The 12,520-nt window shown below is 62.4% G+C and carries 11 protein-coding genes and 1 tRNA gene; 11 read left to right on the forward strand and 1 reads right to left on the reverse strand.

The window, feature by feature from the left end; translation table 11 throughout:
• Positions 1–62: 62 nt before the first annotated feature.
• The 3 genes from rplU to cgtA all read left to right on the forward strand — a co-directional run bounded on the left by rplU (position 63) and on the right by cgtA (position 1,902).
• The gene (gene rplU / locus AC3CBN_RS11575; protein ID WP_488633177.1) at positions 63–377 is read left to right on the forward strand and encodes a 50S ribosomal protein L21; all 315 of its coding nucleotides are present in this window, start codon (positions 63–65) and stop codon (positions 375–377) included.
• 19 nt (positions 378–396) lie between these two features.
• Positions 397–654, forward strand: coding sequence for a 50S ribosomal protein L27 (rpmA, locus tag AC3CBN_RS11580; protein WP_445146687.1), 258 nt, complete (start codon positions 397–399; stop codon positions 652–654).
• 168 nt (positions 655–822) lie between these two features.
• Positions 823–1,902 carry an Obg family GTPase CgtA gene (cgtA, locus tag AC3CBN_RS11585; RefSeq protein ID WP_488633178.1) on the forward strand — a complete coding sequence of 360 codons (1,080 nt, stop codon included), beginning with the start codon at positions 823–825 and terminating at the stop codon, positions 1,900–1,902.
• A gap of 710 nt (positions 1,903–2,612) precedes the next feature.
• On the opposite strand, the gene rpsT is transcribed toward cgtA, so the two are convergent.
• Positions 2,613–2,876, reverse strand: a complete 264-nt coding sequence (gene rpsT, locus AC3CBN_RS11590; RefSeq protein WP_488633179.1) for a 30S ribosomal protein S20 — start codon at positions 2,874–2,876, stop codon at positions 2,613–2,615.
• Positions 2,877–3,143: 267 nt separating this feature from the next.
• Between rpsT and murJ the strand changes: the two genes are divergently transcribed.
• The 8 genes from murJ (at position 3,144) to AC3CBN_RS11630 (ending at position 12,510) form a co-directional block, all read left to right on the forward strand.
• Positions 3,144–4,751: a murein biosynthesis integral membrane protein MurJ gene (gene murJ / locus AC3CBN_RS11595; protein ID WP_488633180.1), complete on the forward strand. Its 1,608-nt coding sequence runs from the start codon at positions 3,144–3,146 to the stop codon at positions 4,749–4,751.
• 46 nt (positions 4,752–4,797) lie between these two features.
• Positions 4,798–5,751 (forward strand): bifunctional riboflavin kinase/FAD synthetase, encoded by a 954-nt coding sequence (locus tag AC3CBN_RS11600; RefSeq protein WP_488633181.1) that lies wholly within the window; start codon positions 4,798–4,800, stop codon positions 5,749–5,751.
• Between the two features lie 112 nt (positions 5,752–5,863).
• On the forward strand, positions 5,864–8,728 hold the full coding sequence (gene ileS / locus AC3CBN_RS11605; RefSeq protein ID WP_488636720.1) for an isoleucine--tRNA ligase: 2,865 nt from the start codon (positions 5,864–5,866) through the stop codon (positions 8,726–8,728).
• A 182-nt stretch (positions 8,729–8,910) separates the two neighbouring features.
• Entirely contained in the window at positions 8,911–9,402 is a 492-nt protein-coding gene (gene lspA, locus AC3CBN_RS11610) for a signal peptidase II (protein WP_488633182.1), read from the forward strand.
• A 78-nt stretch (positions 9,403–9,480) separates the two neighbouring features.
• Positions 9,481–10,440: a 4-hydroxy-3-methylbut-2-enyl diphosphate reductase gene (ispH, locus tag AC3CBN_RS11615; protein ID WP_488633183.1), complete on the forward strand. Its 960-nt coding sequence runs from the start codon at positions 9,481–9,483 to the stop codon at positions 10,438–10,440.
• Between the two features lie 52 nt (positions 10,441–10,492).
• Positions 10,493–10,568: transfer RNA gene (locus tag AC3CBN_RS11620), tRNA-Thr, on the forward strand.
• Positions 10,569–10,780: 212 nt separating this feature from the next.
• The gene (locus tag AC3CBN_RS11625; RefSeq protein ID WP_488633184.1) at positions 10,781–10,918 is read left to right on the forward strand and encodes a hypothetical protein; all 138 of its coding nucleotides are present in this window, start codon (positions 10,781–10,783) and stop codon (positions 10,916–10,918) included.
• A gap of 995 nt (positions 10,919–11,913) precedes the next feature.
• Positions 11,914–12,510, forward strand: a complete 597-nt coding sequence (locus AC3CBN_RS11630; RefSeq protein WP_488633185.1) for a GspH/FimT family pseudopilin — start codon at positions 11,914–11,916, stop codon at positions 12,508–12,510.
• Positions 12,511–12,520: the final 10 nt, after the last annotated feature.

A 12,520-nucleotide genomic window follows, 5' to 3' on the forward strand; every position in this document is an offset into this window, starting at 1 on the left:
GTTCGTCAGTGCCGGTTTCCGGCCGGCGAGCCCAAGAGAATAACGACAGAAGGGATATTCCCATGAGTTACGCAGTCATCAAGACCGGCGGCAAGCAGTACCGCGTTCAGCAGGGCGACGTCCTGCGCGTGGAGTTGCTGAACGCCGAAGAAGGCGCCGCAATCAACTTCGACGAAGTTCTGCTGGTTGGTGCCGGTGAGTCGATCACCGTTGGTGCGCCCACCGTTGCTGGTGCCACCGTCAGCGCCACTGTGCGCAAGCACGGCCGTGCCGACAAGATCCGCATCATCAAGTTCCGTCGCCGCAAGCACCACAAGAAGCAGATGGGACATCGTCAGCATTTCACCGAAGTCGAGATCACGGGCATCAACGCCTGAGCAACTGGAGCACTAAGTCATGGCACATAAAAAAGGCGTAGGTTCCAGCCGCAACGGTCGCGATTCGAACCCGAAGTACCTCGGCGTCAAGATCTACGGTGGCCAGGCCATCGAGGCCGGCAACATCATCGTGCGTCAGCGCGGCACCCAGTTCCATGCCGGTACCGGCGTGGGTCTTGGTCGCGACCACACCCTGTTCGCGCTGGTCGACGGTACCGTTCAGTTCAAGGTCCGTGGCCCGCAGAACCGCCGGTTCGTCGACGTCGTCAAGGGTTAATTCTCTTTCGATGTTGCAGCGAAGGCCCCGCCTTGGCGGGGCCTTTGTTTTTGTCGGGAAGTGGACTGACGGAATCGGGCGCGCAAGGCGCAAGTCCCCGAATCCCTTATGATGCAGCGCGGCTGCGCGTCCTCATCCCCAAGTTTTCTTATCCCCCGGACCCTTCCCATGAAATTCGTCGACGAAGCCATCATCAAGGTTCAAGCCGGTGACGGCGGCAACGGATGCATCAGCTTCCGTCGCGAAAAATTCATTCCCTTTGGCGGCCCTGACGGCGGTGACGGCGGCAGCGGCGGCTCGGTGTGGCTGGTGGCCGACGAAGGCCTCAATACGCTGATCGACTTTCGCCACCAGCGCGTGTTCAAGGCCGAGCGTGGCCAGAACGGCATGGGCAGCCAGATGTACGGCAAGGGCGGTGAGGACACCTTCATCCGTGTGCCAGTGGGCACCGTGATCATCAATGTCGACACCGACGAAACCATCGGTGACCTCACCCAGCATGGCCAGCGCCTGCTTGTGGCGCAGGGCGGCAAAGGTGGCCTGGGCAACATCCACTTCAAGAGCTCAGTGAACCGCGCGCCGCGCAAGTCAACGCCGGGTACGCCGGGTGACGTGCGCGAGCTGAAGATGGAGCTGAAGCTGCTGGCCGACGTGGGTTTGCTCGGCTTCCCCAATGCAGGCAAGTCCACCTTCATTCGTGCGGTATCCGCGGCGACGCCACGTGTGGCCGACTATCCGTTCACCACGCTGCACCCGAACCTGGGCGTAGTCAGCCTGGGCACCGACCAGAGCTTCGTGATCGCCGACATCCCGGGCCTGATCGAGGGCGCGGCGGACGGTGCGGGTCTGGGTATCCAGTTCCTGCGTCATGTGTCGCGCACGCGCTTGTTGCTGCACGTCGTCGACATCGCGCCCATCGACGGCTCCGACCCGGTGGAGCAGGTGCACGCCATCGAACAGGAGCTGGAGAAGTTCGATCCGGAGCTGCTGCAGCGTCCGCGCTGGCTGGTGATGAACAAGGCGGACGTGCTGCCGGAGGATGAGCGACAGGCCGTTGCCGAGGACATCGTGAAGAGGCTGGAGTGGAAGGAGCCGTGGTTCCTCGTTTCAGCCATCGCGCGCGAGAACACAACGCCGGTGTGTCAGCAGGTGTGGCGTTTCCTTGAGGCCCAGCACATGGCGCACCAGGAACGTACCGATATGCTGCCGGGGGATGTACGGCGGCGTGGGGAAGGGGCTGCGGAGTAATCGAGCCTCGTTTACTAACCCCAGTCCATGAAAAGGCGGCCACCGGCCGCTTTTTTTATCTCTCTCTCCCCACTGGGGAAAGGGCTAGAGCGAGGGGCAGCCTCGCCTCGCTGCTTCTTTTTTTGGCCGTCCGTCACCTGGGTGCAGGCCGGGGCCCGGTAGCGGTATGGCTTGATTGTCGCCTTGCCGCCAGGGTGCCGCCTGCGCGGCGGGCGTTTCAATCGCCTGCCGGCGACGCGGAGCTAGTCCCCGTGGGACGCTCGAGTCACTTTTCTTCTGCTGGCCCACGCACGCGCAGGAGCGCGTACGAACGGCGAAGCCGACCCGAAGGGCGGAGGGCAGGATGCCCGGAGTCAAAGAAAAGTAACCCAAAGAAAATGGCCCGAAGGGCTCGTAGCGATGTGCTGGGTACATGCTTGGCGACAGGCGCCCGCCAGATAGGTGACGTGCTACCTCACGGATAGCGGCTATGCAGCAACGCGTCGAAGCAGAAAGGGCTTAAAATCGGGGCGGGCGGGCGCTGATGGGTACACAAAAGCCGACTTTCGCCGGCCCGCTCTCCATCGGCTACACAAAAGCCGGCTTTCGCCGGCCCGCTCTCCATCAGCTACACAAAAGCCGGCTTTCGCCGGCCCGCTCTCCATTAGCTACAAAAAAGCCGGCTTTCGCCGGCTTTTCTGACCAACCCGAATATCGTTACACCAGCAGGCTTACGCCAGCTCGCGGATCTTCGCGTTGAGACGGCTCTTATGGCGAGCAGCCTTGTTCTTGTGGATCAGGCCGCGCGCTGCGTAGCGATCCATGATCGGCTGTGCGGCGGCAAAAGCCTCGGTGGCAGCAGCCTTGTCCTTGGCCTCAATGGCCTTGACGACCTTCTTGAGGGCGGTGCGCACCATGGAACGGGCGCTGACGTTGCGCAGGCGGCGCTGCTCGGACTGGCGCGCGCGCTTCTTCGCGGACTTGATGTTGGCCAAGGTAGAACTCCGGAATTGCTGGGTTGGAAAAAGACGGCGATTATGCGGCCAATGCGCCGCAGCGTCAATAGGTTAGCCGTTTGTCAAGACGCTCAGCCTATTGCAGCGCTATCTGAAAGGCGTCAAGGCGGAAGCGGGTAGCCCGCATTATGCCACGTCTGGGCCGTGATCTCGCCCACAAGCGCTGTCACACTAAGCGCCTTTCCGGGCAGGGGGTCGGTTTCGACACGGCCTGGCGCTCAATCAAGCAAAGGCTCCGTCAGAGGCATGAAGTCTCCCAGCATGTTCCGTGGGCTGCTGTCGTTCAGCAGCATGACCATGATTTCGCGCGTACTCGGTCTGGTCCGGGACATGTCCATCAATGCGGTGTTCGGGGCCAATGCGGCGACGGACGCGTTCTGGGTGGCGTTTCGCATTCCCAACTTCATGCGCCGCCTGTTTGCCGAAGGTTCGTTCTCCACGGCCTTCGTGCCGGTCTTCACGGAAGTGAAGGAAAAACGAAGCCATGAGGACCTCAAGCAACTGATGTCGCGGGTCTCGGGAACGTTGGGCGGCGTGCTGCTGGTGATCACGGCGTTGGGCGTGGTCTTTGCGCCGCAGGTGGCTGCGCTGTTCTCGCAGGGCGCGGCAGATACGCCCGAGAAATTCGCGCTGACCACGCAATTACTGCGGCTTACTTTTCCGTTTCTGCTGTTTGTTTCGCTGACCGCGCTGAGCGGTGGTGCGCTCAACAGCTTTCATCGTTTCGCGTTGCCAGCGCTGACGCCGGTGATCCTAAACCTGTGCATGATCGGTGGTGCGCTGTGGCTGTCACGCCATCTGAATCCGCCGATCATGGCCATGGGCTGGGCGATTCTGCTGGCGGGCATCCTGCAGTTGCTGTTCCAGTTGCCGTCGCTTCGCGGGCTGGATCTGCTCACTCTGCCGCGCTGGGGTTGGAGTCATCCGGATGTGCGCCGCATCCTCAAGTTGATGGTGCCCACCCTGTTTGGCTCATCAGTGGCGCAGATCAATCTGCTGCTGGATACCGTGATCGCGGCCTACCTGATAACCGGTTCGCAGAGCTGGTTGTCGCAGGCTGACCGCTTCCTCGAATTGCCACTCGGTCTGTTCGGTGTGGCGCTGGGCACGGTGATCCTGCCGGCGTTGTCGCGACATCACGTGACCACGGATCGAGAGGGTTTTTCCAAGGCGCTGGACTGGGGGCTGCGCATTACGCTGCTGATCGCGGTGCCGGCGATGTTCGCCCTGATGCTGCTGGCCAGGCCGCTGGTAGCGACGTTGTTCCAGCACGGCCAGTTCACGCCGTTCGATACGCGCATGGCGACTCTCTCGATCACCGCGTTGAGTTTTGGTCTGCCGGCGTTCGCCCTGGTCAAGGTGGTGCTGCCGGCGTTCTACTCGCGTCAGGACACCAGGACGCCGGTGCGCGCGGGCGTGGCCTCGCTGGTGGCGAACATGGTGCTGAATGTCGTGTTCGTGGCCTTCCTGTTCGTCCTGTGGGCCAAGCCAGAACAAAGGCAGTTGCCCTGGCTGGATGGGATAGCCGTGGTGCCGGGTTTGCATATGGCGCTGGGCATGGCCAGTGCGCTGGCCAGCTATATCAACCTGGGCTTGCTGTGGCGCTGGCTGCGTCAGGCCGGCGTGTACGAGCGCCAGCCGGGTTGGTCGCGTCACATGCTGCGGCTGGTGCTGTCCTGCACTGTGATGATCGTGGTGCTGCTGCTGGGCATGTGGATCTGGCCAGACTGGACGCAAGCGGACAAATGGACCCGCGTGTGGCATCTGGCCGTGCTGGTGGTTGCGGGCGGCGGCGCCTATGTAGCGACGCTGTTCGGGGCCGGGTTCCGTCTGCGCGAACTGCGTGGCGTGTGATTCGCGGGCAAGCTGGGCGGCGCGCCTCAGCCGCTATACTCGCTGAATGATGAGACTTTCCAGGGATGTCGCCGGCCCCTGTCTGGCGCCCGGTGGCAGTGTGGTCGCCGTCGGCGCGTTCGACGGCCTGCATCGTGGTCACCAGGCCTTGCTCGCGCAGGTGCGCGAGCGTGCGATCGAGCGTGGCCTGACACCGGTGGTGGTGAGCTTCGAGCCGCTGCCGCGGGCCTACTTCTCTCCCGAACCGGTGCCGCGGTTGTCCAGCGTGCGCGAGAAATTACTTGGGTTCGATGCGGCCGACATGGAGCATCTGCTGCTGCTGCGCTTCAACGGTGCGCTGACCGCGATGTCCGCCGAGGACTTCGTGCGGCGCGTGCTGGTCGAGCGCGTGGCTGCCCGCGAGGTATGGGTCGGCGGTGATTTCCGTTTCGGGCACAAGCGGGGCGGCGACGTGGCCTTGCTTGAGGCGATGGGTCAGGTCCATGGCTTTGTCGCCCGGACCATGCCATCCGTGCTGCTGGACGGCGCACGCGTCTCGGCGACCCGCGTGCGCATGCTGCTGGCCGCGGGCGAGTTCACTGGGGCTGCGCCGCTGCTGGGTCGCCCCTTCGTGATCGAGGGCAAGGTGGAATACGGCAAGCAGTTGGGGCGCCAGCTGGGCTATCCCACCGCCAATATTCACCTGCGCGATCGCACCAGCCCGGTCCATGGCATTTTTGCGGTGCGAGTGGGGCTGGGCGAAAGCGAATGCAGTTGGCCGGGCGTGGCCAGTCTCGGTGTGCGGCCGACTGTCAATGAAGTTCCCGAGCCGCTGCTGGAGGTGCATCTGTTCGATTTCGACGGTGACCTCTACGGCCAGCGCATGGCGGTGGAATTCGTGGCCAAGCTGCGCGACGAGCAGAAATTCGACGATCTGGACGCCCTGACCGTCCAGATGGCCAAAGATGCCCGTCAGTCGCGCGAATTGTTGGGCATGAATCCGCGTCTCAGCGAGGCGTAAACGGCCCAAATCCGGTAACGTTGGCGCTTTGGCCATGTCCATGGCGGCGCCGCAGGCAAAGTCACGGCGCAGGCAGAACCGCGCCAGCCACAACCCGACGGCAAATCAGGCAATGACCCAGGATTACAAGAACACCATCAACCTGCCGCAGACGGAATTTCCGATGCGTGGCGATCTTCCCAAGCGCGAGCCCAAGTGGCTGGCCGATTGGGAGCAGATCGGCCGTTATGCGCAGATCCAGCAACGCGCGGCCGATCGCGACAAGGTGTTTGTGCTGCATGACGGCCCGCCGTACGCCAACGGCGCGATCCACCTGGGTCACGCGGTAAACAAGGTGCTCAAGGATGTGGTGGTGAAGTCGCGCCTGCTGGCGGGCTATCGCGCGCCGTACGTGCCAGGCTGGGACTGCCATGGCCTGCCGATTGAGATTGCGGTGGAGAAGAAGTTCGGCAAGGCGGGCGACAAGCTCGACGCCGCCGCCTTCCGCCAAAAGTGTCGCGAGTACGCGCAGCAGCAGATAGACCTGCAGCGCACCGATTTCAAGCGCCTGGGCGTGCTCGGCGACTGGGATCATCCGTATCGCACCATGGACTTCAAGTACGAAGCCGACATGGTGCGTGCGCTGGCGAAGATCGTCGCCAATGGTCACGTCGTGCGTGGTGCCAAGCCGGTGTACTGGTGCTTCGATTGCGGTTCGGCGTTGGCCGAAGCGGAGATCGAATACGCCGACAAGACCTCGCCGGCGGTCGATGTCGCCTATGACGCAGTCGACACGAAGGCGCTAGCGCAGAAGTTCGGCGTCGATGCGGGCGATGCCATCGTCGCCATTCCGATCTGGACCACTACGCCCTGGACGTTGCCGGAAAGCCTTGCCGTGTCGCTGGGCGCCGATCTGGAATACGCGCTGATCGAGGCCAAGCCGCGTGATGGCCAGCGCGTGCTGCTGGTCGTCGCCAGCGCGCTCGCGGAGAAGGCGTCGCAGCGCTACGGCCTTGAGCAGGCAACCGTGCTCGGTCACGTTGCAGGTCAGGCGCTGGAAGGCGTGATGCTCAGGCATCCGTTCTATGCGCGCGAAGTGCCGGTGTTGCTCGGGGAGCATGTCTCGGCCGAGGACGGTACTGGCGCGGTGCATACCTCGCCCGACCACGGCGTGGAAGACTTCGTTGTCTCACGCAAGTACGGTATCGAGACGCTCAACTATACGGAGAGCCGTGGCACGTATCGCGCCGATACGCCGGCTGCGCTGGACGGCACCGTTATCGCCGGCAAGCACCTGTGGAAGGCCAACGACGAGATCGTCGAATTGCTGCGTCGTCGTGGCGTGCTGCTGGCCTTTGCCAAGATCGAACACAGCTATCCGCATTGCTGGCGCCACAAGACGCCGGTGATCTTCCGCACCACGCCGCAGTGGTTCATCAGCATGGAACAGGCTGATCTGCGCAAGAACGCGCTCGACGCGATCAAGCAAGTGCGCTGGGTGCCGGGCTGGGGCGAAGAGCGTATTGCCGGCATGGTGGGCGATCGTCCCGACTGGTGCATCTCGCGCCAGCGCACCTGGGGCGTGCCCATCGCTCTGTTCGTGCACAAGGCCACGCAGGAGCCGCATCCGGACAGCGTCGCGCTGCTGGAACAGGTAGCCAAGCGCATGGAGCAGGGCGGCATCGACGCGTGGTACGCATTGGATGCGGCCGAGCTGCTGGGTGACCAGGCGAAGGACTATGAGAAGGTCCTCGATGTGCTCGACGTGTGGTTCGATTCCGGCGTCAGCCATTTCGCCGTAGTCGGCCAGCGTCCGGAACTGCAGCAGGGCAGTGCGGACAGCTACAAAGTGATGTACCTGGAAGGCTCCGACCAACATCGCGGCTGGTTCCAGTCGTCGCTGCTCACCTCGACCGCGATGTTCGCGCGTGCGCCGTACCAGGACGTGCTCACCCACGGCTTCACCGTGGATGCGCAGGGCCGCAAGATGTCCAAGTCGCTGGGCAACGGCATCGAGCCGCAGGACATCATGAAGACGCTGGGCGCGGACATCCTGCGCCTGTGGATCTGCTCCACCGACTACCGCAACGAGATGTCGCTGTCGGATGAGATCCTCAAGCGCGTTTCCGATACGTATCGCCGCATCCGCAACACCGCGCGCTTCCTGCTCGGCAACCTGGATGGTTTCGATCCTTCGAAGCATTTGGTGCCGGTGGAACAGAGCCTGCTGCTGGACCAATGGGCCGTGCAGCAGGCTTGCGACGTGCAGCAAGCCGTAACGGCTGCATACGACCGTTACGACTTCCCCGAGATCGTGCAGCGCGTGCAGAACTTCTGCACCAACGAGCTGGGCGCGTTGTACCTGGATATCACCAAGGATCGTCTCTACACGATGCCGACCGACAGCCACGGTCGCCGCAGCGCACAGAGCGCGATGTATCGCATTGCCGAGGCGCTGGTGCGCTGGCTAGCGCCGGTGCTGACCTTCACCGCCGAAGAAATTTGGCAGAGCATGCCGGGCAAGCGCAGCGAGAGCGTGCTGTTCGAAACCTGGTACGAAGGGCTGGCCGCTACCCAGGGTTCACCGGAGCAGCGCCGCTATTGGTCCGATCTACTGGCCATCCGCGAGACCGCTTCGCGCGTGCTCGAAGGTATGCGCAAAAGCGGGCAGATCGGTGCCTCGCTGGAAGCGAAGCTGGCCATCCACGCGGACCAGTCCATCGTGTCGCGCTATGTGCCGACGGCTTCCGAGTTGCGCTTTTTCTTCATCACCTCGGACCTGCGCCTGGACCTGGCCGGTGGTCAGCCGGCCGACGCGGTGTTGACCGAGCTGGAAGGCGCTGACGTTTGGGTCTCTGCCACGGTGAGTGACGCCGCCAAGTGCGTGCGCTGCTGGCACCGTCGCGACGATGTTGGCACGCACGCCGCGCATCCGGAACTTTGCGAGCGCTGCATCAGCAACGTGGAAGGTCCGGGCGAAGATCGCCGCTGGTTCTAACCCAAACCGCAACGCTTCCGCCTCTCCCTTTTGGGGAGATGGCCGGGGTGAGGGGTGGGTGCTCGCGGAAGCGTTTCATTAGTCGATCAATCGCTCTGTAGCAGTACCGCTGCAAGACCGGTCCCTCACCCCAATCCTCTACCCACAGGGGAGAGGGAGTTAAATCTCGCAACGATGTGCTCATGAATCCCAAACCCAACGCACTCTCCTGGCTGTCGCTTTCCGCAGTCGTCATCGTGCTCGACCAGCTCAGCAAATGGTGGGCACTGGGCGCGCTGCAGCCGGCTGGCATGCCGCATCTGGTGATTCCGGGTTTTCTTAACTGGACGCTGGCATTCAACACGGGCGCGGCCTTCAGCTTCCTGGCGAGCAGCACAGGATGGCAGCGCTGGTTCTTCGTATTGCTGGCGGTTGCGATCAGCGCAGTGCTGGTGGTGTGGCTATCGCGCACGCCGCGCCGCGACTGGCGCACGGCGATGCCGCTAGGGCTGATCGTGGGTGGCGCACTGGGCAATCTGATCGACCGGCTGCATGCGGCGCAGGTCACCGATTTCATCCAGGTGTACTACCGGGAATGGAGCTATCCGGTGTTCAACGTCGCCGATTGCGGCATTACCGTGGGCGCAGTGATGCTGATCGTGTTCGGCCTGTTTGCAGGCAAGGCGAAGGCCTGAACGCGCCGTAACGTGTGGCCAGACGGGGCGTGCGATAATAGCCGCCTGTCAGTCGACCCAGCCGGGTCCGGAGTTTTCGTGGACATCCTGCTCGCCAACCCCCGCGGATTTTGCGCTGGTGTGGACCGCGCCATCGCCATCGTCGAGCGCGCGCTCGAATCCTATGGTGCGCCGATCTATGTTCGCCACGAGGTGGTGCACAACCGCTACGTAGTGGACAAGCTTCGTGCAGACGGTGCGGTGTTCGTGGAGGAGTTGAGCGAAGTGCCCGATGGCGCCACCGTGATCTTCAGCGCGCATGGCGTCTCCAAGGCCGTGCGCGAAGAAGCAGACCAGCGCGGACTCAAGGTGTTCGACGCCACCTGTCCGCTGGTGACCAAGGTACATATGGAAGTCGCGCGCCTGGGCCGCACTGGTCGCAGCGTGGTGTTGATCGGGCACGCCGGCCATCCGGAAGTCGAAGGCACGATGGGGCAATGGAATCCGGCCAACACGGGCGAGATTCTGCTGGTGGAGTCGGTTGAAAGTGTCGCCGAGCTGCAGCCGAAATTCCCGCATGAGCTTTCCTACGTCACCCAGACCACACTCTCGGTGGACGACACCAAGGCCATCATCGAGGCGCTGCGCGAGAAATTCTCGGACATCGAGGGGCCGCGCAAGGACGATATCTGCTACGCCACCCAGAACCGCCAGGATGCCGTGCGCCGTCTCGCAGATGCGGTGGACTTGATGCTGGTGGTTGGCTCGGTCAACAGCTCCAACTCCAACCGCCTGCGTGAGCTGGCCGAAAAGCAGGGCGTAACGGCCTATCTCATCGACGGTGCCGAGCACATCGAGCGCAGCTGGCTGGACGGTGTGACCCGCATCGGGTTGACCGCCGGCGCGTCGGCACCCGAAAAGCTGGTGCGTGATGTTATCGCTCGGCTGCAATCGTGGGGAGCTGGCGACGTGTGCGAGCTGGACGGCGAGCCGGAGACGATCACCTTCGCGTTGCCCAAGGAACTGCGCATCACCGGCAGCGCATCCGCGAGCCTTTGACGGGCCACGTCTTGCACGGTACCCCTTGGCTCCGTAGAATTAGCGATTCCTCGCCGGAATAGCTCAGTTGGTAGAGCGGCGCATTCGTAATGCGTAGGTCGTAGGTTCGATTCCTATTTCCGGCACCATTTATTCATTCGTAGGCGTCCGTAGGAGTCCGCGAATGGCCCGAAACCCCGCGCAACTGCGGGGTTTTTTGCGTCTCGGGCATTCGCAGATGTACACCCATAGCTGTCTCAGCTCGTGAATACGTTTTTGAGTGCAGTTCGCCCCGACACGGAGCGGCGCACTCGGTCAGATCTAGGGGTGGCCAGCCAAGAACTGACCATGCGCAATCTTCATGACGCTGATCGTGTCGACGGCCCAGGGCCTTCGGCGCTACGCGATTACGGTCGGCTACAACATCGAACTGGCCAGCCAGATTCCTCGCATATGCCATAAGGGCCGCCAGCCGCAGCGTGCTGGTGATTGTGAATGAGGTTGTGAGTACGAGGCTGGCGTTTGACTCTTTCAGGTGAAGCATGGAGCCATTTACGACTCTTGTTCGATTCCCATTTCCGGCACCCCAACAACTAAAGGTTTGCGAAGATTCCGGTCTCGCAGACCTTTTTGTTTTGGATAAATGGATGACAAATCGATAACTATCGACACGGTCCAGTTCAACAGCAACGGCATGCGCATTGCACATGGGTGTTACATCCATGAATCAGTTTTGCGGCGACGTTTGCTCGCCTATCCTGGGCGCGCTTTGACGGTCACCAAACTCCGTGGCGATATTGTGCTTGTCGCCCTTGGTCGCTCAGGAACCCGTCTTGGTCGCTTGGTACAGATGAACAATGTTCCGGCGATTATTAAGCCAGGCGCCGGCGCGCGCCTCCCTAGCTGTATTGCCGCTCTGCGAAAGCCAGTTGCATGCTTGGCGGGGTTCGCGGAAAGCGTCGGCTGGTGCCCTGATCCGCTAATGACTACCCGATCGCGCGTGCGGCGTGAAAAGGGCAGGAGCGTGCCGGGGGGAGACTCTGGGGATTAGGTCGTTCGGTGATCAGAAGGAAAATGGCTTACTGAGGCCATTTGGTGGATACGATCACCCGCCTATTTCCGCCCCAGCGTAGAAAAGCCGATCTTTTGGGTCGGCCGGCGCCCCGTACTCTGCTCGCCCCGGTGGCCCTGTCAGGCGCTTGTGATCGCGATCACCCTTGTCGGCTCATGTTTATCCCGCCTGTCGGATGATTCCTGCCGTTTGTCAGTGGAGGCCTAGTCGTTAGCCCGGGGGTGAGGGCTACAGTAAGCCTAGGGTCAAAGGGGGCCCGGGGGACTCAAGGGGAAATCCATGAACGTCTTGTCGCGTCAGCGAAGCACGCTGCTGGTCGGGGTGATGTTTGTGCGCCTCGCCGGACTACGCACCAACGAGTTCGATGCTTGCATGGCTACGGGGTTCTCTCCGATAGGCCACGACTGTTATCAGGATGACCTATGAATCAGCCGTTTCTCGGCCACCTTACGAAGGCCGCGCAGGTGAGCTGCAAGCGCCTGACTTCGCGCAAGGCTCAGCGAGGTTTTACGCTGATCGAGCTGATGGTCACGCTCACCGTTGCCACGGTGCTCATTTTGATCGCCGTGCCCAGCTTCAGGACAATCACGATCTCCAACAAGCTCACGACAACAGCCAATGATGTTGTCGCGGCGATAAATACGGCGCGGATGGAAGCGATCAAGCGCAATGCGAATGCGCAGCTGTGCAGCAACTCAGCCAGCAACAATACGAGCGATACCCTTGGAACGGGGTGCGGTACGACGACCGGCGCAGTGTTAGTGATGACCGGAACCACCGCTACGCAGGCGCGTGCGGGCGTAGCCGGTCTGACCGATCCGCTGCAGCTAAGCGGCGACATGAAGGCGTTGCGCTTCAGCGGACAAGGTTTGGCCCAGGCCGTTGGCACAACGACGCCGTACACGGGACCAGTCGCCGATATCTGCACAAGCGCCTATCTCACCAACAATCATCGACTGATCGCGATGGCTGCTGGCTCCATCCTGACCACAACCACTTCGTCGGGGGCGTGCCCCTGATGAACAACCG

This window comes from Dyella sp. OK584 (assembly GCF_057787755.1).

What these genes read in the sequence shown, in the direction of transcription:
- rplU (WP_488633177.1), top strand. Translation starts at nt 63, where the DNA reads ATGAGTTACGCAGTCATCAAGACCGGCGGCAAGCAGTACCGCGTTCAG.
- rpmA (WP_445146687.1), top strand. Translation starts at nt 397, where the DNA reads ATGGCACATAAAAAAGGCGTAGGTTCCAGCCGCAACGGTCGCGATTCG.
- cgtA (WP_488633178.1), top strand. Translation starts at nt 823, where the DNA reads ATGAAATTCGTCGACGAAGCCATCATCAAGGTTCAAGCCGGTGACGGC.
- murJ (WP_488633180.1), top strand. Translation starts at nt 3,144, where the DNA reads ATGAAGTCTCCCAGCATGTTCCGTGGGCTGCTGTCGTTCAGCAGCATG.
- AC3CBN_RS11600 (WP_488633181.1), top strand. Translation starts at nt 4,798, where the DNA reads ATGATGAGACTTTCCAGGGATGTCGCCGGCCCCTGTCTGGCGCCCGGT.
- ileS (WP_488636720.1), top strand. Translation starts at nt 5,864, where the DNA reads ATGACCCAGGATTACAAGAACACCATCAACCTGCCGCAGACGGAATTT.
- lspA (WP_488633182.1), top strand. Translation starts at nt 8,911, where the DNA reads ATGAATCCCAAACCCAACGCACTCTCCTGGCTGTCGCTTTCCGCAGTC.
- AC3CBN_RS11625 (WP_488633184.1), top strand. Translation starts at nt 10,781, where the DNA reads ATGACGCTGATCGTGTCGACGGCCCAGGGCCTTCGGCGCTACGCGATT.
- AC3CBN_RS11630 (WP_488633185.1), top strand. Translation starts at nt 11,914, where the DNA reads ATGAATCAGCCGTTTCTCGGCCACCTTACGAAGGCCGCGCAGGTGAGC.